This is a genomic window from Cellulomonas sp. APG4 (genome assembly GCF_009996735.1).
Classification (GTDB): domain Bacteria; phylum Actinomycetota; class Actinomycetes; order Actinomycetales; family Cellulomonadaceae; genus Actinotalea.
On the sequence record NZ_JAACYI010000003.1, the window covers coordinates 54,246 to 77,583 of the forward strand.

A 23,338-nucleotide genomic window follows, 5' to 3' on the forward strand; every position below is an offset into this window, starting at 1 on the left:
CCGGGTCGTGACCGGTCGGCCACGGCCGCGCGCCCCGGCGGCGACCACGAGCCACCTCCCGGGGCATCAGCCGGTGCGCACGAGCCTGAGCGGGGGCACGAGGCCCGAGCGTGCGAGCACCTCGATCGCACCCCGTTCGGCGTCGTCCAGCTCCACGGTGCGCCCCGTCGCGTGCTCGGTCGCCGTCGGTGAGCCGCGCCGTGGACCCGACGGTCCGACACCTTCACGCACGGGGACGGTGAGGAACGTGACGACGCAGTCGGTGCAGGCCTCGCCCCGCACCGAGCAGCCTCCGCAGTCGATGATCATGCGGCGACCGTACGCAGAGCCTCCGACACGCCTCGTGCACGGCCCGGTCCTCCAGGGCCGGGAGCGGCCGGCGGGCCGCCTCGTGCGGCGCGTCCCGCCCGCGGTGCCGACGCGTGTCGGTGCCCCCGGCTAGCGTCCGCGGCATGCTCCACCCGCCCGTCACCCACGTGCAACCCACGCTCGAGGACGTGGGGACGCCCCTGTCGCGGGTGACGTTCGTGGTGCTCGACCTCGAGACCACGGGCGGCACGCCCGCGACGGCCGGGATCACCGAGGTCGGGGCGGTCAAGGTCCGGGGCGGCGAGGTGCTCGGCGAGCTCCAGACGCTCGTCGACCCTGGCGGACCGGTACCGGCCTTCATCGCGTCCCTCACGGGCATCACCACGTCGATGGTGCGCGGCGCACCGCGCATCGAGCAGGTGCTCCCGAGCCTGCTCGAGTTCCTGCAGGGCTCGGTGCTCGTGGCGCACAACGCGAGCTTCGACGTGGGCTTCCTGCGTGCGGCCGCCGCCGAGCACGGCTACGGCTGGCCCGATGTCCAGGTGGTCGACACCGTCGCGCTCGCGCGTCGCGCGGTCACGCGTGACGAGGTCCCCAACCACAAGCTGGGGACGCTCGCAGCCTACTTCCGCGCCACGGTGACACCCGACCACCGCGCGCTCTCGGATGCGCGCGCCACGGTCGACGTCCTGCACGCGCTCCTCGCGCGGCTCGCGCCGCTCGGGATCACGCACCTCGAGGACCTCGCGACGGCCACGGACCCGGTCCCGGCCGCACGGCGCCGCAAGCGTCACCTCGCCGACGGACTACCTGACGCGCCCGGCGTCTACCAGTTCCGCGACGCGCGCGGCGAGGTGCTCTACGTGGGCGTCTCGACGTCGATCCGCACCCGGGTGCGCAGCTACTTCACGGCCGCCGAGCACCGGCGACGCATGAACGAGATGGTCGGCCTCGCCGAGCAGGTCGTGCCCATCGTGTGCGGCACCGTGCTCGAGGCCCGCGTGCGAGAGCTCCGTCTGATCGCCGAGCACGCCCCGCGGTACAACCGCCGGTCCCGCTCCCCCGAGCGGATGCCGTGGGTCCGCCTCACCACGGAGCCGTTCCCCCGCCTGACCGTCACCCGGCAGGTGCGTCACGACGACCTCTCCGCCGGGCCGCCCGCCTACATCGGCCCCTTCCCGAGCCGCGCCGCCGCGCTCCAGGCCGTCGACGCCCTGCACGCGACCTTCCCGCTGCGGCAGTGCACCGGACGCCTCCCCCGGGTGCCGTCACCCACCGCCTCGGCCTGCGCCCTCGCCGGCATGGGCCGCTGCGGGGCACCGTGCACCGGCGGCCAGGACGTCGACGGGTACACCGCGGTCGTGGACGCCGTCCGGGCCGCGATGCTCGTCGACCCGGCGCCGGTGGTCCGCGTGCACGCCGCGCGTATCGCGGCCCTCACCGCCGAGGAGCGCTTCGAGGAGGCTGCGGCGTGGCGCGACCGTCTCCAGGTCTTCCTCCGGGGGGCGGCGCGGGCGCAGCGATCTGCTCGCGCCGGACGGAACCGCCAGCTCGTCGCCGCGCGCCGCGACCAGGCGGGCGGCTGGGAGGTCGTCGTCGTCCGCCATGGCCGGCTGTGCGGCTCGATGGTGACGCCGCGCGGCGCCGACCCCCGCCCCGCGATCGAGGCCCTGCTCGCGGTCGCCGAGGACGTCGCACCCCCCGTGAGTCCCGCGACCGCCGCCCACCCGGAGGAGAGCGACCTGGTGCTGCGCTGGCTCGAGGAGCCGGGCGTGCGCCTGGTGGACGTCGCCGAGGACGAGGGCTGGGCCTGCCCGGTGAACGGCGCCGAGTCGTGGCAGGACCCTGCGAGCACCGCAGCCGCCGTGGCGGCCGCGCGGGTCGGCTCGGCCACCACGACGGGGTGCGACACCGCCGAGGGTGGAGCCGGTCCAGACGAGCCCGTCGGCCACCCCGGCTCCGGCCACGTCCCCGCACGTCGGGTCGGTGCCGGCGGCGCCGGGACGCGCGGCGCGGCATGATGGGGCCACTCGTACCGACGGAGGGCAGGCCATGATCACCGCCATCGTGCTCATCGACGCGGACCCCGCGCGCATCCCCGAGATCTGCGCCGAGGTCGCCGAGGTCCGCGGGGTGTCCGAGGTCTACTCGGTGACCGGCGAGGTGGACATCATCGCGACGGTCCGCGTGCGCGAGCACGACCAGCTCGCGGACGTCATCGCGGACTCGATCAGCAAGGTCGAGGGCGTCCTGCGGACCCAGACCTACATCGCGTTCCGCGCCTACTCCTCGGAAGACCTCGAGGAGGCCTTCGACCTGGGCCTCGAGGGCTGATCCGGCCGGGTCCGCCGAGCCCCTCAGCGAGCCGAGGCCGCGACCCAGCGGTTGAGCAGCTCCTGGGCCCGTCCGTCGTCGACGGCGGCCCGCGCGTGGCCGAGCCCTGCGACGAGGCGCTCTGCGAGCGTTCCCTGCGACGTTCCCTCGAGCGTCCCGTCGGCCACGAGCCCTGCGGCGGCGTTGAGCAGCACCGTCTCGCGCACGGCACCGGGCTCGCCGCGGAGGAAGCGCCGGACCACCTCCGCGTTGTGCTCCGGCGCTCCACCGCGCAGCTGCTCGAGCCACACCGGTTCCAGGCCGAGGTCGGCGACGGGGTCCACCCGCTGCTCGTCCACCTCACCCCCGCGCACCCACCAGACCGTCGCGGGCCCGGTCGCCGCGAGCTCGTCGAGCCCCTCGTGCCCGCGGAACACGAGCGCGTCGCGTCCCCTCGCGGCAAGGACCCCCGCCATCAGAGCCGCCATGCGCGCGTCCGCGACCCCGATGGCCGAGGCCTCGGGCTGAGCCGGGTTCGTGAGCGGCCCCAGGGAGTTGAACGCCGTCGGGACGCCGAGATCCCGGCGCACGGCGCCGGCGTGCCGCATCGACGGGTGGAACACCTGCGCGAAGCAGAAGGTGATCCCGACCTCCGTCGCGAGCTCGGCCACGCGCTCGGGCTCCTGGTCGAGCCGCACCCCGAGGGCCTCGAGCACGTCGGCGGTGCCCGTCGAGGACGAGGCGGCGCGGTTGCCGTGCTTGACGACGCGCACCCCGGCGGCCGCCGCCACGAGCGACGCCATCGTCGAGATGTTGACGGTGTGGTGCATGTCACCGCCGGTGCCGACGATGTCGAGGCATCGGCCCGGGACACTGATCCGTCGCGCGTGGGCGAGCATCTCCTCCACGAGCCCGCCGAGCTCCGCGACGGTCTCGCCCTTGGCCCGCAGCGCGACGAGGAAGCCCGCGAGCTGCACGGGACCGGCCTCCCCGCGCATCACCTGACCCATGACCCACCGGGTGTCGGCGGTGCCCAGGTCCCGGCCGGCGACCAGCCGGGAGAGCACCTCGGGCCACGTGGGTGCGGCCACCTCGCCTGCGGTCACGACGTCACGCCCCGACCGCGGCCCGCAGCATCTCGGCGACCTTGTCCTGCACGACGATGGGGTCGAGGGGCCGCGTGAGGACACCGTCCGCCTGGGACCACGAGGCGAGCCACGCGTCCTGCGGCCGCGCGATGAGCACGAGCACCGGTGGGCAGCGGAAGATCTCGTCCTTGAGCTGACGGCACACGCCCATGCCACCGCTCTTGCCTGCCTCGCCGTCGAGGATCACGAGGTCGACCCCACCCGCCTCGACCCTGTCGACGACAGCCGCGTGCGTCGCGGTCTCGACCCACTCGATCGGCGCGAGGTCGCGCCCCGCCCGACGCCCCACCGCGAGACGGACCTGCTCGCGGACCTCGGGGTGGTCGCTGTAGAGGAGCACACGGAGCCGCGGGTCGCCCTCGGCCTCCGCGACGTCCCACTCGTCCTGCGTCCCGGCCTGGCCCATCTCGCCTCCACGTCGACTCGCGGTGGGCCGGTGATCGGCCCCGCTGCACCGCGGGCAATCTTGTCACGGACACGGCGTCGGCGTCGGACACCGCCGCCGTGCACCGCGACGCGCCCGGACGGCCGGGCGATCTGGGCCCTTGGACCCATGAACGCCGCGCGTCCGCCATAATGACAGCGTGTCAACCGCAACGGCTGCCTCCAGCACGCGCCCGCACATGAGTGTCAACCGCCCCAACCCGGTGTCGGTCGGCACCATCGTGTGGCTGGCGAGCGAGCTCATGTTCTTCGCAGGGCTCTTCGCGATGTACTTCACGACCCGGGCCACCGTGCCCGAGCTCTGGCCGGTCGAGACCGCGAAGCTCAACCTGACGTTCGCGTCGATCAACACCGCGATCCTCGTCGCGAGCTCGATCACGTGCCAGATGGGCGTGTGGGCGGCCGAACGGTTCCAGCCCCGCCGCACCGGCGGCCTCCTCCAGGTCAACCGCTGGGGCATGCACGAGTGGATGTCGATGACGTACGTCATGGGCGCGATCTTCGTGGCGGGCCAGGTGTTCGAGTACGCCGAGCTCGTCGAGCACGGCCTCACGATCTCCTCGAGCCCGTACGGCTCGGTGTTCTACCTGACGACGGGCTTCCACGGCCTGCACGTCGTGGGCGGGCTCATCGCGTTCCTGTTCCTGCTCGGCCGCTCGTTCGCCGCCAAGCGCTTCGGCCACCACGAGGCGACGACGGCGATCGTCGTCTCCTACTACTGGCACTTCGTGGACGTCGTCTGGATCGCCCTCTTCGGCGCGATCTACCTGATCCGATGACCGCGGACCGCATCCACGCGGCCCTCAGGGGCCGTAGCACCTGTACGACGACCGACGAGATGAGGATCGTTCCGTGAAGGCCATCGCCGCCCGCAGGCACCACCGGCTGGCGCCGGTCGTCCTGCTCCTGCTGGCGCTGCTCGTGACCGGCGCGCTCTACGCCGTGCTCGCACCGAGCGCCCAGAGCGCGCCCGCGCCCACCGAGGACGACGTCGTCGCGGGCGAGGCCCTCTTCCAGGCCAACTGCGCGACGTGCCACGGCCCGAACGCCGAGGGCCGCGAGGGCGCGCCCTCCCTGATCGGGGTCGGCGCCGCAGCGGTCGACTTCCAGGTCTCGACCGGGCGCATGCCCATGCAGATGAACGGGCCGCAGGCGGCCGCCAAGCCCCCGCAGTTCGAGGAGGAGGAGATCGCACAGCTCGCCGCGTACGTCGCGTCCCTCGGCCCCGGGCCGGCGATCCCTTCCGACGAGCAGGTGGACCCCGCCCTCGGTGACGCGGCCAACGGTATGGCCCTGTTCCGGACCAACTGCGCGATGTGCCACGGTGCGATCGGCAAGGGCGGCGCCCTGTCCGAGGGCAAGTACGCACCTGACCTGTCCGGGAGCACGCCCACCGAGATCTACGAGGCGATGCTCACGGGCCCGCAGTCGATGCCCGTCTTCAACGACGCCAACCTGACCCCCGAGGAGAAGCGCGACATCATCGCCTACCTCGACGTCCAGCAGGCCGGCTCACCGGGTGGGACGGACCTTGGGTCCGTCGGTCCCGTGGCCGAGGGCCTGTGGGTCTGGGTCGTCGGCATCGGCCTGCTCATCTCCCTCAGCGTCTGGATCGGAGCGAAGTCCTCATGAGCGCGGACAAGCCGACCACCGACCTGACGACGTCGTCGACCTCGACGTCCTCGGTCGAGCACCACGGCGACCACGTGCCCGAGCGGTTCGAGAACCCTGGTCTGCCGCCGCACGTCCACCGCATGGGAGACACGGACCCGGCGGCCGCCAAGCGCTCCGAGCGCCAGGTCGTCGCGCTCTTCACGCTGTCGATCATCGGCACCATCGGGTTCGTCGTGGCGTACTTCGCCGTGCCTCCGGGTGAGACGGTCGCGAGCATGCGCCTGTCCAACCTGCTGCTGGGCATCGGGCTCTTCCTCGCGATGTTCGGCATCGGCGTCGCCGCCGTGCACTGGGCCAAGACCCTCATGTCCGACCACGAGCGCGTCGAGGCCCGCCACCCGCAGAAGAGCGACCCCGAGACCCGCGCGGGGGCGATCGCCGCGCTGAGCGAGGGCGCCGCCGACTCGGGCATCCAGCGCCGCAGCCTGCTCAAGGGCGCCGTGGTGTCCGCCGTGGCGCTCGCCCCGCTCACGATCGCCGTGCCCCTCGTCGGTGAGGTGGGCGGCGACTGGAACGTCTCGAAGTTCCGCCACACCCTGTGGGAGCGGGGACGCCGCCTCACGCGCGACCCGTCCGGCACCCCGATCAAGCCGGCCGAGGTCACCCGTGGCTCGGTCTACCACGTGATCCCCGACGGCCTGCGGGAGGCCGACCACTGGATCGAGGAGAAGGCGAAGGCCGTCGTCCTCATGGTCCGGATCGACCCCGACCAGCTCACCGAGGCTGACGACCGCAAGGACTGGTCGTACGAGGGCATCGTCGCCTACTCGAAGATCTGCACCCACGTGGGCTGCCCCGTGGCGCTCTACGAGCAGCAGACCCACCACCTCCTGTGCCCGTGCCACCAGTCGACGTTCGACATGGCCGACGGCGCCAAGGTGGTGTTCGGCCCCGCGAGCCGGCCACTGCCGCAGCTGCCGATCACGGTCGACGACGAGGGGTACCTCATCGCGCAGGACGACTTCAACGAACCGATCGGCCCGAGCTACTGGGAGCGTCTGAAGTGAGCACTCGAGCGACTACCGCCGAGCGCGCTGCCGGCGGGACGGCGGACTACCTCGACCAGCGCACGGGCATCGGCCTGGCGGTCAAGAACTTCGCGCGCAAGATCTTCCCCGACCACTGGTCGTTCCTGCTCGGGGAGATCGCGCTCTACTCGTTCGTGGTGCTGCTCATCTCGGGCGTCTTCCTCACGATGTTCTTCGTGCCGAGCATGGGCCTCATCGAGTACGAGGGCCCGCTCGCGTCGATGGACGGCGTCGAGATGTCCGAGGCGTTCGCGTCGACCCTGCACCTGTCGTTCGAGGTGACGGGCGGTCTGCTGATGCGGCAGATCCACCACTGGGCAGCGCTGCTGTTCATGGCCTCGATCGTGACGCACATGATGCGCGTCTTCTTCACGGGAGCGTTCCGCAAGCCCCGTGAGATCAACTGGCTCGTGGGCTTCGTGCTGATGATCCTGGGCCTCGGCGCAGGCTTCACCGGCTACTCCCTGCCGGACGACGTGCTGTCGGGGAACGGTCTGCGGATCACGGACGGCGTCGTCAAGTCGATCCCCATCATCGGCAGCTACATGTCGTACTTCATCTTCGGTGGCGAGTTCCCGGGTGAGCACATCATCCCCCGGCTCTTCACGATGCACATCCTGCTGATCCCGGGGCTCATCCTGGCCCTCATCGGCCTGCACCTGTTCCTCGTGGTCGTGCACAAGCACACGCACTTCCCCGGGCCCGGGCGCACGGACCGGAACGTCGTCGGCTTCCCCCTGTTCCCGGTGTACGTCGCCAAGGCCGGCGGCTTCTTCTTCGTGGTCTTCGGCATCCTCGCCCTGATGGGCGGCACGATGACCATCAACCCGGTGTGGAACTACGGCCCGTACGACCCCTCCCCCGTGTCGGCGGGTGCGCAACCCGACTGGTACATGCTCTTCCTCGAGGGCTCGCTACGGCTCATGCCAGGGCCGGGCTGGGAGTGGGTGATCGGTGGCTACACGCTGCCGATGAACGTGCTCATCCCCGCCGTCGTGATCCCCGGGCTGCTGTTCACGATGCTCGCCCTCTACCCGTTCGTCGAGGCGTTCGCCACGGGCGACAAGCGTGAGCACCACGTGCTCGACCGGCCGCGCAACGCCCCCGTCCGCACCGCGTCGGGCGTCGCGATCCTGACGGCGTTCTTCATCCTCATCCTCGCGGGGTCCAACGACCTCATCGCGACGCACTTCGACCTGTCGATCAACGACATCACACGCATCTTCCGCGTGCTCGTGATCGCGCTGCCGATCCTCGCGTTCTGGGTCACCAAGCGAATCTGCCTGGGCCTGCAGCGCAAGGACCGCGACCTCGTCCTGCACGGGCACGAGAGCGGGCGCATCGTGCGCCTGGCGCACGGTGAGTACCTCGAGGTGCACACGCCCCTCGACGAGTACGAGCGGTGGACCCTCGTCCAGCACGAGCCGCGTCGTCCGCTCGAGCTCGAGCCCGCCGAGGACGAGCGCGGGGTGCGCCGCAAGGGCTACCGCCGCGACGCGATCCGGGCCCGCGTCTCGCGGTTCTTCTACGAGGACCGCGTCGAGCCCGTCACACCCGCCGAGCTCGCTGCGGCGCACTCCCACGGCGAGCACGACGCCCTCGAGGGCGGTGCAGGCGGCCAGGAGCAGATCGAGGCGTCGCAGGCACACGACACGCAGCCCGCCGCGGGTGGGGCGGTCGCGGGCAGGTCCGCACGTGGACACGACGCGCGGGATCGCTGAGAAACGACGAGAGTGGGACGTGGCGGGTCCATCCCGCCGTGCCAGCAGAAACCGAGCCGTCGCGCTACCGCGCGACCTGACCGGAGGTGCCATGCATGGCTGACTACACCCTTCCCGACCTTCCCTACGACTACGCCGCCCTCGAGCCGCACATCTCGGGCCGCATCATGGAGCTGCACCACGACAAGCACCATGCGGCCTACGTCACGGGGGCCAACACCGCCCTCGAGAAGATGGCCGAGGCCCGGGACAAGGGTGACCACGGCTCGGTGAACCTGCTCGAGAAGAACCTCGCGTTCAACCTCGGCGGCCACGTCAACCACACCGCGTTCTGGCAGAACCTCTCGCCGGACGGTGGCGACAAGCCCACGGGTGAGCTGGCGGCCGCGATCGACGAGTTCTTCGGCTCGTTCGACGCGTTCCAGAAGCAGTTCACAGCCAACGCGGCGGGGATCCAGGGCTCCGGCTGGTCGATCCTCGCGTGGGACTCGCTGGGCCAGAAGCTCGCTACGTTCCAGCTCTACGACCAGCAGGGCAACATCCCCCTGGGCATCGTCCCGATCGTCCTCCTGGACATGTGGGAGCACGCCTTCTACCTGGACTACGTGAACGTCAAGGCCGACTACATCGCGGCCTGGTGGAACATCGTCAACTGGGCGGACGCCGAGCAGCGCTTCCAGCGTGCGCGCACGCAGACGACGGGCCTCATCGTCCCCTGAGGACGGACCGACCCCGAAGGGGTGCACACGCTCTGTCGTGTGCACCCCTTCGGCGTTCAAGGGAGGGAGAAGGTGTGGACGCATGGCTCGGCCAACCGGACGGACGGCTCCGCCTCTTCTGGGGACCCACGGGAGCAAAGGCCGCACTCGCGGCCGATACGGACGTCGTCGTCGTCGTGGACGTCCTCTCGTTCACCACGGCGGTGTCCGTCGCCCTCGACAACGGCACGGAGGTGATCCCCTTCCCGGAGCGGGGCGCCGCCGCAGCAGCAGCCGCTGCGGCCTCGGACGCGGTTCTCGCTGCGCCCCGTGAGCCGCGGCGCGTCCCGCCCCAGCCCTCCGGCGATGACCCAGCCAGCGGGCCCCCGAGCCTGTCGCCGGCGTCGCTCCGCGCAGCACCGCCACCTGACCGCCTCCTGCTGCCCTCCCCCAACGGCGCGCGGATCTCCGCGGCCCTCGGTGCGAGCGGGAGCACGGTGATCGGCGCGTGCCTGCGCAATGCCACCGCGGTGGCCCGCTGGGTCGTCGCGGAGCATCGCGACGCGACGGTCGCGGTCGTCCCCGCGGGTGAGCGGTGGCCGGACGGCTCCCTGCGCCCGGCGTCCGAGGACACCTGGGGTGCAGGAGCGGTGCTCGAGACCCTGCTGGCGCTCGGCGCCGGGCCCGCGTCGCCCGAGGCGCTGGACGCGGTCGCGGCGTACCGGGCGACATGCGACCGCGGCCTCCTGGAGGCCCTCCGGACGACGACCAGCGGGCTCGAGCTCAGGGCCCGCGGCTACGCGGAGGACGTGACGGTGGCCGCCGAGCTGGCAACCAGCGACGCGGTTCCGCATCTCCGTTCAGGCAGGTTCACGGCCGCCTGAGTGCGCGCGACCGGCAAGGTGGCGGGGACCCGCCCCCGAACACCCTCCGGCCCGAGGCTCAGTGGGCGTGCTGCCCGCGCGAGTACTCGAAGACCCACCCCACGAGGCCCACGACGGAGACGGCTGCGCCGATGTAGAAGAGCCACCAGCCGACCGCGAGGCCCAGGAAGCACACGGCCGCCGCGCCGGCGATGACGAGGGGCCACCAGCTCCACGGGCTGTACACGCCCTGGTCGCCAGCCCCCTGCTCGATCTCCCCGAGCGGGTCGTCCTCCGGACGCGCGTCGATGCGCCGGGCCACCAGACCCAGGTAGAAGCCGATCATCGCGACGAGGCCGGCGACCAGCAGCAGGGCGGCCGTGCCGACCGGTTCGACCTGGCTCGTGATCGCGTAGGTCCAGACGGCGTACACCCCCGAGACCAGCAGGAAGAACGGCACGAGCACGAGGAACAGCCGCGTCTCGATCTTCATCGCCGGTCCTCGCCCTCGTCGTCGATCTCGTCGGTCGGTGGCGCCGCCGTCCCGGCGTCGTCACCGCGGTCGTCCACCACGCTCGCACTCGCCTGCTCCGGCTCGGCGTCCCCCGTCGCGAGTCGCTCGCGCCCGAGCGAGACCTGACCGCGTCGGTCGGCCTCCCAGTCCAGCGGACCGTCGGAGTCGGGCTCCACGTGGTCCATGGCCGCGACCTCGGGGTGGTGCAGGTCGAACGCGGGCCGCTCGGAGCGGATACGCGGCAGCGACGTGAAGTTGTGCCGCGGCGGCGGGCAGGACGTCGCCCACTCGAGCGAGTTGCTGTAGCCCCACGGGTCGTCGACCGCGACCCGCGGCGCGTTGCGCCACGTCGTGTAGACGTTCCACAGGAAGGGCAGGGTCGAGGCAGCCAGCAGCACCGAGCCGACGGTCGAGACCTGGTTCATCCAGGTGAAGTTGTCCTCGGGCATGTAGTCGGCGAAGCGACGGGGCATGCCCTCGACACCGAGCCAGTGCTGGATGAGGAACGTCGCGTGGAACCCGAAGAACAGCAGCCAGAAGTGGATCTTGCCGAGGCGCTCGTCGAGCATCTTGCCGGTGAACTTGGGCCACCAGAAGTAGAAGCCCGCGAACATCGCGAACACGACGGTGCCGAACACCACGTAGTGGAAGTGGGCCACGACGAAGTACGTGTCGGACACGTGGAAGTCGAGCGCGGGGCTGGCCAGGATGACGCCCGTCAGACCGCCGAAGAGGAAGGTCACGAGGAAGCCGATGGACCAGAGCATCGGCGTCTCGAACGTGAGCTTGCCGCGCCACATCGTGCCGATCCAGTTGAAGAACTTCACACCCGTCGGCACCGCGATGAGCATCGTCATGAGCGCGAAGAACGGCAGCAGCACGGCGCCGGTCACGTACATGTGGTGGGCCCACACCGTGACCGAGAGCGCGGCGATCGCGATGGTCGCGTAGACGAGGCCCTTGTAGCCGAAGATCGGCTTGCGGCTGAACACCGGCAGGATCTCCGACACGATGCCGAAGAACGGCAGCGCGATGATGTACACCTCCGGGTGCCCGAAGAACCAGAACAGGTGCTGCCACAGGACGGCGCCGCCGTTCTCCGGGTTGAACACCTGCGCACCCAGGCGACGGTCGGCGCCGAGCGCGAACAGGGCCGAGGCGAGCGGCGGGAACGCCATCAGCACCAGCAGGCTCGTGACGAGGGTGTTCCAGGTGAAGATCGGCATCCGGAACATCGTCATGCCGGGCGCGCGCATCGTGATGATCGTCGTGATGAAGTTCACCGCGCCGAGGATCGTGCCGAAGCCCGCGAGGGCGAGCCCGAACACCCACAGGTCACCGCCGAGGCCGGGTGAGTAGCTCGAGCTCGAGAGGGGGGCGTAGGCGAACCAGCCGAACGAGGCCGCGCCCTGCGGCGTGAAGAAGCCCGCGCTCGCGATGAGACCGCCGAAGAGGTACAGCCAGTACGCGAACATGTTGACGCGCGGGAACGCGACGTCAGGGGCGCCGATCTGGAGCGGCATGATCACGTTGGCGAAGCCCGCGAACAGGGGCGTCGCGAACAGCAGCAGCATGATCGTGCCGTGCATCGTGAAGAGCTGGTTGTACTGCTCCTTGCTCTGCACGATCTGGATGCCCGGCTCGAACAGCTCGGCACGGATCACCAGGGCCATCAGGCCGCCGATGCAGAAGAAGATGAACGACGAGATCAGGTAGAGGTACCCGATCGTCTTGTGGTCGGTCGAGGTGATCCACTTGACCACCGTGCCGCCGCGGCGCTGCCGCACCGGCGCGAGGCCAGGGATCTGCTCGATCTGCGCGGCCATCAGCCCTCTCCTGCCGGGATCGTGTTGTCGTCACCGCGGTTCTGGTTGCGGTCGAGCTCGGGGCCGAGGCGGCCCTCCTGCCCGCGCTCACGCAGCTCCTCGATGTGCGCCTCGTACTCCTCCTCGGAGACGACGGCGACCTGGAACAGCATCCCCGCGTGGTGCTCGCCGCAGAGCTCGGCGCACTTGCCCGCGTAGACGCCCTCGCGCGTCGGGACGACCTGGAAGGTGTTGACGTTCTGGCCCGGGAAGACGTCCTTCTTGTAGAGGAAGGCCGGGACCCAGAACGAGTGGATGACGTCACGCGACCGCAGCTGGAACTCGACCCGCTGGTCGACCGGCAGGTACAGCGTGGGCAGCGTCTCGGGGTTGCCCTCGGCGCCGATGTCGATCACGTGGACGCCCGAGTCGTAGACGTCCTCGTCGAGGTAGTTGAAGTCCCAGCTCCACTGCTTGCCGTAGACCTCGATGGTCACGTCCGGCTCGGCGCTGACGTCCTCGATCGCCGACATGTCGCGCTCGGTGTAGAAGAACAGCACGCCGATCATGAAGATCGGGAGGATCACGTACATCATCTCGAGGGGCACGTGGTAGCGGAGCTGCACGGGCAGGACGTCGTCGTCCTTGCGCTTCCGGTAGACCGCGATGCACCAGATGATCAGGCCCCACACGAGGACGCCGACGATGAGGGCCGCGATCCACGAACCGGTCCACAGGTCCGTGATGCGCTGGGTCTGGTTGGTGACCTGCTCGCCGTCCTCGTACCCGGGCATCCAACCGCGCTGCACCTCGGCGGAGCAGCCGGTCAGCACGACGGTCGCCGCTGCGACCAGGGCCGTGATCCGTGCGGCGCGACGACGCCGGCGGGGGTGTTGCACGTCCAAGGGTGCCTCTCATGTCAGCGTCCCGGCCGGGCGCGCACCCTGCTGGCCGCGTGCACCACCCGGGACCTTGGTCCTCGACCCGAGCAGCCTAGCGCCCGTCGGGACCGTTCGCCGTCACGACGGGCCGTCAGATACCTGGGCGCTAGCGTGCTCCCGTGACCTCACGGACCTACCTCGACGCGGGTGGGCGCGCACCGCTGCACCCCGCCGGCACCCAGGCCCTCGCCGCGGCGCTCGCCGAAGGCTGGGCGGACCCGCGACGGCTCCACAGCGAGGGCCGCCGGGCACGCGCGCTGCTCGACGGCGCACGCGAGTCCCTCGCGGACGTGCTCGGGTGCCGCACCGAGGAGGTCCACCTCGCGCCGCAGCACACCGCGAGTCTGCACGCCGCCGTCGAGCACGCCGTCGAGGGTCGCCGCAGGTTCGGCCGTCGCACGGTGCTGTCGGCCGTGGAACGCGCTGCCGTGCACGCGGCGGCCCGCTTCGCCGGGAGCGGCACGGAGCCCGACGTCGTACCGGTGGACGGCCGCGGTCGGGTGGACCTCGACGCCTGGCGCGGGGCGGTCGCCGGACCGGGGGTCGCCCTCGCCGCGCTGCAGCACGCGAACGGTGAGGTCGGCACGTCGCAGCCGGTCGCCGCGGCGCACGAGGCGGCCACCGCGGCCGGTGTCCCGCTGCTGGTCGACGCGGGGGCCTCGCTCGGGCACGTCGACGTGGGGCCGCACTGGGACCTGCTCGCGGCCGACCCGGGCGACTGGGGCGCACCCGACGGCGTCGCCGTGCTCGCCGTCCGCACGCGCGTACGGGCCGGTCGCGTGCGCCCGGAGGACGACGACCGCTGGTTCCCGGGCCGCGTCGACGTGCCGGCGGCGTTCGCCGCCGCCGTCACCCTGCGTGCCGTGCTCGAGGACCGTGCGCACGCGGACACGGCCCGGCGGCAGCAGGTCGCCCGCATCCGGGCCGCCGCGGCCGCGGTGCCCGACGTCGAGGTGCTCGGCGACCCCGTCGACGCCCTCCCCCACGTCCTGACGTTCTCGTGCCTGTACGTCGACGGCGAGGCGTTGACGGACGAGCTCGACCGTCGCGGCTTCGCGGTCGGCTCGGGGTCGGCCTGCACGTCGAGCACACTCGAGCCGAGCCACGTGCTCGCGGCCATGGGCGCCCTCACGCACGGCAACGTCCGGATCGCCCTGCCCCGCGACCTCCCCGACGACGAGGTGGACCGCTTCTGCCACGAGCTGCCCGAGGCCGTGGCGGCGGTGCGGCGCGTGCTCGGCGTCGCAGGACTGTGACCCCGGACGGCGCACCGGTGCCCGTCGGGACCGAGGAGCTCGACGCCCGCGGGCTGCGCTGCCCGTTGCCGGTCATCCACCTCGCGCGCCTCGCAGCCGGGCTCGCCCCGGGGAGCGCGGTGCTCGTGCGGTGGACCGATCCTGCGGCCGCGCACGACATCCCGGCCTGGGCCCGGATGCGTGGGCACGTCGTGGTCGAGACCCGGCCCCCAGGGGACCTCACCGACCACGGGACCACGCTCGTGCGGCTCGGCGGGGACGACGAAGGGCCGGCACCCGCAGGTGCCGACCCTTCGTGAGTCTCGTGGGCCGTCGGCCCGGGGCGCTCAGGCGAACGAGCCCCCGCACGCGCACGAGCTGCCCGCGTTGGGGTTGTCGATCGTGAAGCCCTGCTTCTCGATGGTGTCCGCGAAGTCGATCGTGGCGCCCTCGAGGTAGGGCACGCTCATGCGGTCGACGATCACCTCGACGCCGTCGTAGTCGCGCACCGCGTCGCCGTCGAGCATGCGCTCGTCGAAGTACAGCTGGTAGATCAGGCCCGAGCAGCCGCCCGGCTGCACCGCGACGCGCAGCCGGAGGTCGTCGCGCCCCTCCTGCTCGAGCAGGGTGCGCACCTTGGTCGCAGCGACGTCGGTCAGCTGGACGCCGTGGGTGGCGGTCTGGGTGGTCTCGCTCATCGTGTCTCCGCAGCCTCGTGGTGGCAGGTGCTCGTGTGCTCGTCGTGCAGCGGAGCGGGCGCCCGCGCCGACGTCGGTACCAACACCCCTCCGGCGTGCGGTGTTCCCGCACCTGCCTCCAGGGTACGTCCTCAGCGCGACCAGGTCCGCGCCACGCGCGCCACCCGGGCCGTGAGCGTCCCCGCCGGGTCCGCGAGGGACGCGTCGACGTCCTCCGGGCGTTCCGCGACCGCGTACACGCCCGCGAGCCCGGCCGCGGACCACTCGCGGCGGCCCGCGTACACCTGACCGGCCACCGCGACGACGGGGACGCCGTGCTCGAGGCCGTGCTGCGCGACGGCGTGCACGACCTTCCCGTGCAGGGACTGCCAGTCGAGGGTCCCCTCGCCCGTGAGGACGAGGTCGGCGTCCGCCACCTGGCGGGCGAGACCGACGGCGTCCGCGACCACCTGCGCGCCGGGCAGGACGCGCGCACCCAGGGCCGCGAGGGCGAACCCGAGACCGCCCGCCGCACCGGCTCCGGGCAGCTGGAGGAGATCCCGCGTCGTCGGACCGCCGTCGGCGAGCGGGAGCCGCAGGCCGCCCGTCCCCGCCCGGGCGCCGGGCCCGAGGACACCGAGCACCAGGTGCGCGAAGTGCCCGAGGTCGCGCTCGAGCGCCTGGGCCTGCTCGGGGCTCGCGCCCTTCTGCGCCGCGAACCCGGCGCTCGCGCCGTGCAGGCCGAGCAGCGGCACGTCGACGTCGACCGCCGCCACGAGGTCGACGTGCGCGAGGTCGTCACGCAGCTGCGCGAGCCCCGCGAGCTGCTCGGCCCGCACCTGGCCGAGGGCTCCCCCGCCGTCCGCGAGGCCGCCGTCCACGAGCGCGTCGTCACCGGGACGCAGCGCCGCGAGCATGCCCGCGCCGGCGTCGTTGGTCGCCGAGCCGCCCAGGCCGACGACCACACGTCGTGCACCGAGCTCGAGGGCGGCGCGCAGCAGGTGGCCCAGGCCGGCCGACGACGTGCGCGTCGGGTCGCGCCGTGCTGGCGGCACGAGGTGCAGCCCCACCGCCTGCGCGGACTCGAGGTAGGCGACCGGGCCCGACGGCGAGCCCGTCACGAGGACGGCCGCGACCGTGGGCTCGCCGAGAGGTCCGGGCACCGTCACGGGGTGCAGGTCGCCACCCAGCCCCTGGTGGATCGCGTCGAGGAACCCGGGGCCCCCGTCCGCGAGCGGGAGCGTCGCGATCTCGTCGTGCGGCGCACCGGCACGCCAGCCGACGACCATCGCGTCGGCCGCCTGGGGTGCGGTCAGGGTTCCGCCGAAGCAGTCCGGGGCCACGAGGATGCGCACCCGGACATCCTGCCCCAGGTGCGGACGCCCGCCGACGCCCCACCGCGCCCGCGAGGGGGCGTCGCCCCTCGGCACGCCGTCGTCGCTGTGGGAAGATCACGCCGTGACCGCTGTCTCCTCCGTTCCTGCCGGGTTCGTCGAGCCGGCGCCCTCGGGCGCACTGCTCCTGCTGGGCCAGGGCTCCGACCTGGAGTCCGAGCGCGGCGTCGAGTGCACCGGCGCCCTGCCCGCGGCCTCGGACCCGGGGCTCGTCGAACGTGCGCGCGCCGCCCGTGCGGCCCTGGGCGACCGCGCGTTCGTGCTCGGCCACCACTACCAGCGCGACGAGGTCATCGCGTTCGCCGACGTGACGGGCGACTCGTTCAAGCTCGCGCGCGAGGCCGCGGCCCGGCCGTCCGCCGAGTTCGTCGTGTTCTGCGGTGTGCACTTCATGGCGGAGTCGGCCGACATCCTCACGGCGGACTCGCAGGCCGTGGTGCTCCCCGATCTCGCGGCCGGCTGCTCGATGGCCGACATGGCGGCGATCGACCAGGTGGAGGACGCGTGGGACGTCCTCGTGGACGCCGGGGTCGCCGAGCGCACCGTGCCGGTCACGTACATGAACTCGAGCGCCGCGATCAAGGCCTTCACGGGCCGTCACGGTGGCACCGTCTGCACGTCCTCGAACGCGCAGGTCGCGCTGCGCTGGGCGTTCGACCGTGTCGGCGGTCCCGAGGGTGACGGCAAGGTGCTCTTCATGCCCGACCAGCACCTCGGCCGCAACACGGCGGTCCGGGACCTCGGCATGAGCCTCGACGACTGCGTCGTGTTCGACCCGCGCAAGCCGGGCGGCGGTCTGACCGCACAGCAGCTCGACGAGGCCCGCATGATCCTGTGGCGCGGCCACTGCTCGGTGCACGGCCGCTTCTCGCTCGACAACGTCACGCAGGTGCGGGCCGCGGTACCGGGCGTGAACGTGCTGGTCCACCCCGAGTGCCGGCACGAGGTGGTCGCGGCGGCGGACATGGTCGGCTCGACCGAGTTCATCATCCGAGCCCTCGACGCCGCCGAGCCCGGCTCGTCGTGGGCGATCGGCACCGAGCTCAACCTCGTACGACGACTCGCGCAGCAGCACCCCGAGCTCACCGTGCACTACCTCGACTCGACCGTCTGCTTCTGCTCGACCATGAACCGGATCGACCTGCCGCACCTGGTGTGGACGCTCGAGTCACTCGCCGAGGGCCGCACGGTCAACCGCATCGTCGTCGACCCGGACGACGCTCACTGGGCGCGCGTCGCCCTCGACCAGATGCTCGCGCTGCCCGGCGCCTGAGAGCCCGTGGAGGTTCCGTGACCACCGCACCGCTGCGTATCGGGGTGCTGGTCTTCGACGGGGCCGAGGAGCTCGACGTCGTCGGACCGTGGGACGTGCTGGCCTCGTGGGCCGCGCACTCGGCCCTGCACCCCGAGGTGCTGACCTTCTCGCCCGACGGCGCCGGCGTCGTCCTCGCGAAGGGCCTGCGCATGGTGCCGGACCGTTCGGCCGACGACGTCGGCCCGCTGCACGTGCTCGTGCACCCCGGCGGTGCGGGCACCCGCCGTCTCGTCCACGACTCCGCGCACCTCGCATGGCTGCGTGCGACACGACGGACGACACCCCTCGTCACGAGCGTCTGCACCGGTGCGCTCGTCCTGGCGGCCGCCGGCCTGCTCGCGGGGCGTCCGGCCACCACGCACTGGTCGGCGTTCGACGAGCTCGCCGAGATCGACCCGAGCGTGCTGGCGGACACCGAGGCCCGGTTCGTCGACGACGGGGACGTGATCACCTCGGCCGGCGTCTCGGCCGGGATCGACATGGCGCTGCACCTCGTCGCACGGCTCGAGTCCGTCGAGGCGGCCCGCGGCGTGCGGCGCGGGATCCAGTACGACCCGGCTCCCCCGGTCTGACGGCTACCCTCGCCGTCGTGAGTCGACAGATCCAGCTCGCGCGCGTGACGCGCTTCCCGCGCAAGGCCGTCCCGGGGCAGCGCCTGCTCGACGTCTCGACCACCCACCTGCGGGTACGCCCGGGCGACCTCGACCTCTACCTGCACGTGAACAACGGCGTGTACCTGCAGATGATGGACGTGGCGCGGAGCAACCTGCTCGCGGACCTCGGCGCGTTCGGCGAGCTGTCCCGACGGGGCTGGTACCCGGTCGTCGCGGCGTCGACGATGACCTACCGCCGGTCGCTGCGCCTGGGCGAGCGCTTCGAGATCGCGACGCGCGTGCTCGGCTGGGACCACCGCGTGGTCTACCTCGAGCAGCTCTTCTCGCGGGGCGACGACCGTGTGGCGCGCGGTCTCGTCGCGGGCCGCTTCCTCGCGCGCACGGGTGACCGCGTCCCGGCGCCCGACGTCGCGCAGGCCCTCGGCCACGACCCGCAGAGCCCACCGCTTCCCGACGACGTCGCGGCGTGGGCCCGGGCCGTGGACGTCGCCCACCGCCCGGCCTGACGCGACGTCGGTCGAGCGACGAGCTCTCAGGCGAGCCGGCTGAGCAGCAGCGCCTCCGCGAGCACGACCTTCTCGAGCTCACCCAGGTGGACCGACTCGTCGGCGCCGTGGGCCCGCGAGTCCGGGTCCTCGACGCCCGTGACGAGGATGGCCGCGTCGGGGAACACCTCGAGCAGGTCGGCGATGAAGGGGATCGAGCCGCCCACGCCGATGTCCACGGGCGCGGTCCCCCACGCGTCGGCGAAGGCCTGCCGCGCGGTCTGCATCGCAGGCGAGTCGCCCGGCGCCTGGAACGGCTTGCCCAGCTCACCGTCGCGCACCGTCACGCGAGCGCCGAGCGGCGCGTGGCCCTCGAGGTGCGCGCGCAGCGCCGCGGCAGCCGCGACCGGGTCCTGTCCGGGCGCGATGCGCATCGAGAGCTTGGCCGTGGCCGAGGGGGCGATCGTGTTCGAGGCCGCGGCGACCGTCGTGACGTCCATGCCGATCACCGAGATCGCGGGCTTCGTCCACAGGCGCCCGGTGATCGTGCCGCCACCGGCGAGCCGCACCCCCGGCAGCACCGACGCATCCGCGCGCAGCTCGGCCTCGTCGTAGTCGACCTCGGGCTCGGGTGCCACCACCAGACCCGCGACCGCGACCGCGCCGTCGTCGTCGTGCAGGGTCGCGATCAGCCGGGCCAGCAGCGTCGGGGCGTCGAGCAGCGGGCCGCCGAACATGCCCGAGTGCACCGCGTGCTCGAGGACCGCCACCTCGACCTCGCAGTCCACGAGCCCGCGCAGGCTCGTGGTGAGCGCGGGCACACCGACCTTCCAGTTCGTCGAGTCGGCCACGACGATGACGTCGGCCTCGAGCAGGTCACGGTGCTGGGTGAGGAAGTCCACGAAGGTCGGCGAACCGATCTCCTCCTCGCCCTCGACGAAGACGGCGACCCCCACGCCCAGCTCGTCGCCGAGCACGCGCAGGGCTCCCAGGTGGGCCACCACGCCCGCCTTGTCGTCGGCGGCCCCGCGCCCGTAGAGACGTCCGTCGCGCTCGGTGGGCTCGAACGGGTCGGAGTGCCAGGCGGAGGCGGCCCCCGGCGGCTGCACGTCGTGGTGCGCGTAGAGCAGCACCGTGGGGGCGCCTGCGGGGGCCGGACGACGCGCGACGACGGCCGGCGCGCTCTCGCGACCGTCCGCACGGGTCGCCGTGAGCACCTGGACGTCGGGGACCCCAGCGCCGCTCAGCAGCTCCGCGACGGCCTCGGCGCTGCGACGCACGTGAGCCTGGTCGAAGGAGGGGCTCGAGACGGACGGGATCCGTACGAGGCCCTCGAGGTCGGCGCGCAGGGCGGGGAAGGCGGCCGCGACGCGGTCGCGCAGCTCGTGCAGGTCAGGGGCGGGGCTGTGGTTCTCGGTCACGTCGCCACGCTACCGGCGGCGCTCGGCACGTGCGGCGGGGCGGGACGCGTCCGCGGACGGCCCTCGGCAGCGACTACCCTGGGCGCGTGTTCTCGCGCAACCGGTCCGCCGACCCCGCCACCCCCGAACCCGAGGAGCCCACGGAGGGTGCCGCAGGTGCGCCGCGCAAGGGCCGCCCCACGCCCAAGCGGCGCGAGGCCGAGGCAGCACGACGACGCCCGCTGGGTGGCGTCGACCGCAAGTCCGCCGTCAAGGCGCAGCGCGCCGCCCTGCGCGAGCAGCGCGACCGCGAGTACAAGGCCATGCAGACGGGCGACGAGAAGAACCTGCCCTACCGCGACAAGGGGCCCGTGCGCCGCTGGATCCGCGACTACGTCGACGCGCGCCGCAACATCGGGGAGTACTTCCTGCCCGTGTCGCTGGTCATGGTGTTCTCGACCCTGCTCACCGCGAACAACCCGGCCGCAGGCCTCGTCGTCGTCGGCGTGCTCTACCTCATCGTCATCGTGACGATCGTCGACGCGTTCCTGCTCGGGCGCACGCTGCGCAAGCGGCTCAACGCGCGCTTCGGCGAGGCGAAGGTGCCCAAGGGCTCGCTCATGTACGGGATCCTGCGCGCCTTCCAGATCCGGCGCACGCGCCTGCCCAAGCCGATGGTCAAGCGGGGCGAGTGGCCCGCCTGACGCCCAGTCGCTGACGTGCCCGCTGCCCGCGGGGCTTCCGGTCGAACCGTTCCGATGCTGGGCATAGGCTCGGTCGCATGAAGCATCGATACCTCGGCAGCAGCGGTCTGAAGATCTCCGAGATCGCCTACGGCAACTGGCTCACCCACGGCTCCCAGGTCGAGAGCGAGGCCGCGACGGCGTGCGTGCACGCCGCCCTCGACGCCGGCATCACCACGTTCGACACGGCCGACGTGTACGCGAACACGGTCGCGGAGACCGTCCTGGGCGAGGCCCTCGCCGGTCAGCGGCGCGAGTCGTTCGAGATCTTCACCAAGGTCTATTGGCCCACCGGGCCCCAGGGCCCGAACGACGTGGGTCTCTCGCGCAAGCACATCATGGAGTCGATCAACGGCTCGCTTCGCCGCCTCGGCACCGAGTACGTCGACCTCTACCAGGCGCACCGGTACGACACCGAGACGCCGCTCGAGGAGACGATGCAGGCGTTTGCCGACGTCGTGCGCCAGGGCAAGGCCCTCTACATCGGCGTGTCGGAGTGGACGGCGGACCAGCTGCGCGCGGGTCACGCGCTCGCCAAGGACCTGGGCGTCCAGCTCATCTCGAACCAGCCGCAGTACTCGATGCTGTGGCGGGTCATCGAGGGCGAGGTGGTCCCTGCGAGCCGCGAGCTCGGCGTGTCGCAGATCGTCTGGTCCCCCATCGCGCAGGGCGTGCTGACCGGCAAGTACCGGCCGGGCGAGCAGCCCCCGGCGGGCTCGCGTGCGACCGACGACAAGGGCGGCGCGAAGATGATCGAGCGCTTCATGAACGACGACGTGCTCGGGGCCGTGCAGGGTCTGCGGCCGGTGGCCGAGGAGCTCGGCCTGTCGATGGCGCAGCTCGCGATCGCGTGGGTGCTGCAGAACGACAACGTCGCGGCCGCGATCATCGGCGCGTCACGACCCGAGCAGGTGCACGAGAACGTCAAGGCCTCGGGCGTCGAGATCCCGCCCGGCCTCATGGCCCGCATCGACGAGGTGCTGGGTGACGTCGTGGTGCGCGACCCCGCGATGACGGAGCGCACGGCGCCCGCGAAGCGCCCGGTGTGAGGCCCGCCCGGCGCTGAGCCACTGCCCGGGAGGCAGTCCGGGCTCAGCGCCTGGGCCGCCCCTGCACGACGGCGTCGTCCGCGACCTGGTCTTGGGTCCGGTCGGCGCCGTCGTCGTCCGCGACCCCTTCCCGAGGCGCCCGCGTGGGCGCGAGCCGCGCGCCGGACGGCACGGTGAAGCGCGGCAGGAGCACGTGCACCAGGGGACCGATCGCGAGGGCGTACGCGAGCGTGCCCAGCCCGACGGTGCCGCCCAGAACCCAGCCGACGAGCACCACGAGCACCTCGATCGAGGTGCGCACCGTGCGCACCGACCACCCGGTGCGCGCGACCAGGCCCGTCATGAGACCGTCCCGTGGCCCCGGACCGAGCCGCGTCCCGATGTAGCACGCCGTCGCGACCGCGTTGAGCAGCACCCCGCCCGCCGTGAGGGCGACGCGTGCGACGAGGCCGAGCTCGGGCAGCAGCCCCAGCAGCCGCAGGAAGGGGTCCACGAGCAGGCCGATGACCAGCACGTTCGCCACCGTCCCGACACCGGGCCGCTGGCGCAGCGGGATCCAGCACGCGAGCACCGCGACGCTCACGACGATCGTGGCCGTGCCGAGACTCCAGCCGAGCCGTCGGCCGAGCCCCTGGCTCAGGACGTCCCACGGCATGTTGCCGAGCGACGCGTGCACGAGCATCGCGATCGACGCGGCGTAGAGCACGAGACCCGCGAGCAGCTGCACGGCCCGCCGCAGGCCTCCCGAGGTCACCACCGACCCACCGTACGCGCGTCCTGCACGAGTGTGCCGTCAGCCCAGTGCCGCGTCCCCGCGGGCGGCCCACCGGCATCACGGCGGACGACGCGCAGCAGCCCCTGCAGGAGCAGCGTGAGGGCGGAACCGATCGCGGCGGGGACGAGCGTACTGGCCATGCCACGATGCTCGGTGAGAACTGGCCTTGCCATCCATAGCCACTTGAGCAAGA

At 72.4% G+C, this 23,338-nt stretch carries 26 protein-coding genes; 15 read left to right on the top strand and 11 right to left on the bottom strand.

What is annotated here, in order from left to right; translation table 11 throughout:
- Nucleotides 1–66 precede the first annotated feature (66 nt).
- Nucleotides 67–309: a hypothetical protein gene (locus GXB85_RS03525; RefSeq protein ID WP_161916269.1), complete on the bottom strand. Its 243-nt coding sequence runs from the start codon at nt 307–309 to the stop codon at nt 67–69.
- 143 nt (nt 310–452) lie between these two features.
- Between GXB85_RS03525 and GXB85_RS03530 the strand changes: the two genes are divergently transcribed.
- Both GXB85_RS03530 and GXB85_RS03535 read left to right on the top strand, forming a co-directional pair.
- Nucleotides 453–2,330 carry a DEDD exonuclease domain-containing protein gene (locus GXB85_RS03530; protein ID WP_161916270.1) on the top strand — a complete coding sequence of 626 codons (1,878 nt, stop codon included), beginning with the start codon at nt 453–455 and terminating at the stop codon, nt 2,328–2,330.
- Between the two features lie 31 nt (nt 2,331–2,361).
- The gene (locus tag GXB85_RS03535; RefSeq protein ID WP_161916271.1) at nt 2,362–2,643 is read left to right on the top strand and encodes an Lrp/AsnC family transcriptional regulator; all 282 of its coding nucleotides are present in this window, start codon (nt 2,362–2,364) and stop codon (nt 2,641–2,643) included.
- Between the two features lie 23 nt (nt 2,644–2,666).
- Here GXB85_RS03535 and trpD read toward each other — a convergent pair whose 3' ends face one another.
- Both trpD and GXB85_RS03545 read right to left on the bottom strand, forming a co-directional pair.
- A complete protein-coding gene (gene trpD / locus GXB85_RS03540) occupies nt 2,667–3,728 on the bottom strand; it encodes an anthranilate phosphoribosyltransferase (RefSeq protein WP_161916272.1) in 1,062 nt (353 codons plus the stop codon).
- Nucleotides 3,729–3,732: 4 nt separating this feature from the next.
- Nucleotides 3,733–4,176: a two-component system response regulator gene (locus GXB85_RS03545; RefSeq protein WP_202627539.1), complete on the bottom strand. Its 444-nt coding sequence runs from the start codon at nt 4,174–4,176 to the stop codon at nt 3,733–3,735.
- 217 nt (nt 4,177–4,393) lie between these two features.
- Here GXB85_RS03545 and GXB85_RS03550 point away from each other — a divergent pair, with 217 nt between their 5' ends.
- The 6 genes from GXB85_RS03550 to GXB85_RS03575 all read left to right on the top strand — a co-directional run bounded on the left by GXB85_RS03550 (nt 4,394) and on the right by GXB85_RS03575 (nt 10,219).
- Nucleotides 4,394–4,993 carry a heme-copper oxidase subunit III gene (locus GXB85_RS03550; protein WP_161916273.1) on the top strand — a complete coding sequence of 200 codons (600 nt, stop codon included), beginning with the start codon at nt 4,394–4,396 and terminating at the stop codon, nt 4,991–4,993.
- 73 nt (nt 4,994–5,066) lie between these two features.
- Nucleotides 5,067–5,846, top strand: a complete 780-nt coding sequence (locus GXB85_RS03555; protein WP_161916274.1) for a c-type cytochrome — start codon at nt 5,067–5,069, stop codon at nt 5,844–5,846.
- Nucleotides 5,843–6,895 (top strand): ubiquinol-cytochrome c reductase iron-sulfur subunit, encoded by a 1,053-nt coding sequence (locus tag GXB85_RS03560; RefSeq protein WP_161916275.1) that lies wholly within the window; start codon nt 5,843–5,845, stop codon nt 6,893–6,895. Before GXB85_RS03555 ends, GXB85_RS03560 begins: the two co-directional genes overlap by 4 nt.
- On the top strand, nt 6,892–8,637 hold the full coding sequence (locus GXB85_RS03565) for a ubiquinol-cytochrome c reductase cytochrome b subunit (RefSeq protein ID WP_161916276.1): 1,746 nt from the start codon (nt 6,892–6,894) through the stop codon (nt 8,635–8,637). The genes GXB85_RS03560 and GXB85_RS03565 overlap by 4 nt, the downstream gene beginning before the upstream one ends.
- Before the next feature lie 95 nt (nt 8,638–8,732).
- Nucleotides 8,733–9,356 carry a superoxide dismutase gene (locus GXB85_RS03570; protein ID WP_161916277.1) on the top strand — a complete coding sequence of 208 codons (624 nt, stop codon included), beginning with the start codon at nt 8,733–8,735 and terminating at the stop codon, nt 9,354–9,356.
- A 74-nt stretch (nt 9,357–9,430) separates the two neighbouring features.
- Entirely contained in the window at nt 9,431–10,219 is a 789-nt protein-coding gene (locus tag GXB85_RS03575) for a 2-phosphosulfolactate phosphatase (RefSeq protein WP_161916278.1), read from the top strand.
- 58 nt (nt 10,220–10,277) lie between these two features.
- Here GXB85_RS03575 and GXB85_RS03580 read toward each other — a convergent pair whose 3' ends face one another.
- The 3 genes from GXB85_RS03580 to coxB are packed head-to-tail and all read right to left on the bottom strand — an operon-like array spanning nt 10,278 to nt 13,416.
- Entirely contained in the window at nt 10,278–10,691 is a 414-nt protein-coding gene (locus tag GXB85_RS03580) for a cytochrome c oxidase subunit 4 (protein WP_161916279.1), read from the bottom strand.
- On the bottom strand, nt 10,688–12,538 hold the full coding sequence (gene ctaD / locus GXB85_RS03585; protein WP_161916280.1) for a cytochrome c oxidase subunit I: 1,851 nt from the start codon (nt 12,536–12,538) through the stop codon (nt 10,688–10,690). Before ctaD ends, GXB85_RS03580 begins: the two co-directional genes overlap by 4 nt.
- Complete coding sequence (coxB, locus tag GXB85_RS03590) at nt 12,538–13,416, bottom strand: cytochrome c oxidase subunit II (RefSeq protein ID WP_370523983.1); 879 nt, start codon at nt 13,414–13,416, stop codon at nt 12,538–12,540. The genes ctaD and coxB overlap by 1 nt, the downstream gene beginning before the upstream one ends.
- Nucleotides 13,417–13,577: 161 nt before the next feature.
- On the opposite strand from coxB, the gene GXB85_RS03595 reads away from it, so the two are divergent.
- Together GXB85_RS03595 and GXB85_RS03600 are read left to right on the top strand one after the other, a co-directional pair.
- Nucleotides 13,578–14,714: an aminotransferase class V-fold PLP-dependent enzyme gene (locus GXB85_RS03595; protein WP_161916281.1), complete on the top strand. Its 1,137-nt coding sequence runs from the start codon at nt 13,578–13,580 to the stop codon at nt 14,712–14,714.
- A 17-nt stretch (nt 14,715–14,731) separates the two neighbouring features.
- On the top strand, nt 14,732–15,013 hold the full coding sequence (locus GXB85_RS03600) for a sulfurtransferase TusA family protein (RefSeq protein ID WP_161916282.1): 282 nt from the start codon (nt 14,732–14,734) through the stop codon (nt 15,011–15,013).
- Between the two features lie 27 nt (nt 15,014–15,040).
- Here GXB85_RS03600 and erpA read toward each other — a convergent pair whose 3' ends face one another.
- Together erpA and GXB85_RS03610 are read right to left on the bottom strand one after the other, a co-directional pair.
- Nucleotides 15,041–15,391, bottom strand: coding sequence for an iron-sulfur cluster insertion protein ErpA (gene erpA, locus GXB85_RS03605; protein WP_161916283.1), 351 nt, complete (start codon nt 15,389–15,391; stop codon nt 15,041–15,043).
- A gap of 131 nt (nt 15,392–15,522) precedes the next feature.
- Nucleotides 15,523–16,725 carry a glycerate kinase gene (locus GXB85_RS03610; protein WP_161916284.1) on the bottom strand — a complete coding sequence of 401 codons (1,203 nt, stop codon included), beginning with the start codon at nt 16,723–16,725 and terminating at the stop codon, nt 15,523–15,525.
- A gap of 103 nt (nt 16,726–16,828) precedes the next feature.
- On the opposite strand from GXB85_RS03610, the gene nadA reads away from it, so the two are divergent.
- From nadA to GXB85_RS03625, 3 genes are read left to right on the top strand one after another with little or no spacing between them, the layout of a single operon-like run.
- The gene (gene nadA / locus GXB85_RS03615) at nt 16,829–18,037 is read left to right on the top strand and encodes a quinolinate synthase NadA (RefSeq protein ID WP_370523985.1); all 1,209 of its coding nucleotides are present in this window, start codon (nt 16,829–16,831) and stop codon (nt 18,035–18,037) included.
- Nucleotides 18,038–18,054: 17 nt separating this feature from the next.
- Nucleotides 18,055–18,651, top strand: a complete 597-nt coding sequence (locus tag GXB85_RS03620; protein WP_161916286.1) for a DJ-1/PfpI family protein — start codon at nt 18,055–18,057, stop codon at nt 18,649–18,651.
- A gap of 17 nt (nt 18,652–18,668) precedes the next feature.
- Nucleotides 18,669–19,199 (top strand): acyl-CoA thioesterase, encoded by a 531-nt coding sequence (locus tag GXB85_RS03625; protein WP_161916287.1) that lies wholly within the window; start codon nt 18,669–18,671, stop codon nt 19,197–19,199.
- Nucleotides 19,200–19,225: 26 nt separating this feature from the next.
- Here GXB85_RS03625 and GXB85_RS03630 read toward each other — a convergent pair whose 3' ends face one another.
- Nucleotides 19,226–20,599, bottom strand: a complete 1,374-nt coding sequence (locus GXB85_RS03630) for a dipeptidase (protein WP_161916288.1) — start codon at nt 20,597–20,599, stop codon at nt 19,226–19,228.
- 86 nt (nt 20,600–20,685) lie between these two features.
- Between GXB85_RS03630 and GXB85_RS03635 the strand changes: the two genes are divergently transcribed.
- A complete protein-coding gene (locus GXB85_RS03635) occupies nt 20,686–21,282 on the top strand; it encodes a DUF3043 domain-containing protein (protein ID WP_161916289.1) in 597 nt (198 codons plus the stop codon).
- A 77-nt stretch (nt 21,283–21,359) separates the two neighbouring features.
- The gene (locus GXB85_RS03640; protein WP_161916290.1) at nt 21,360–22,370 is read left to right on the top strand and encodes an aldo/keto reductase family protein; all 1,011 of its coding nucleotides are present in this window, start codon (nt 21,360–21,362) and stop codon (nt 22,368–22,370) included.
- A gap of 43 nt (nt 22,371–22,413) precedes the next feature.
- Here GXB85_RS03640 and GXB85_RS03645 read toward each other — a convergent pair whose 3' ends face one another.
- Nucleotides 22,414–23,127, bottom strand: a complete 714-nt coding sequence (locus GXB85_RS03645) for a YitT family protein (protein ID WP_370523986.1) — start codon at nt 23,125–23,127, stop codon at nt 22,414–22,416.
- Nucleotides 23,121–23,285, bottom strand: a complete 165-nt coding sequence (locus tag GXB85_RS03650; RefSeq protein WP_161916291.1) for a hypothetical protein — start codon at nt 23,283–23,285, stop codon at nt 23,121–23,123. Before GXB85_RS03650 ends, GXB85_RS03645 begins: the two co-directional genes overlap by 7 nt.
- Nucleotides 23,286–23,338: the final 53 nt, after the last annotated feature.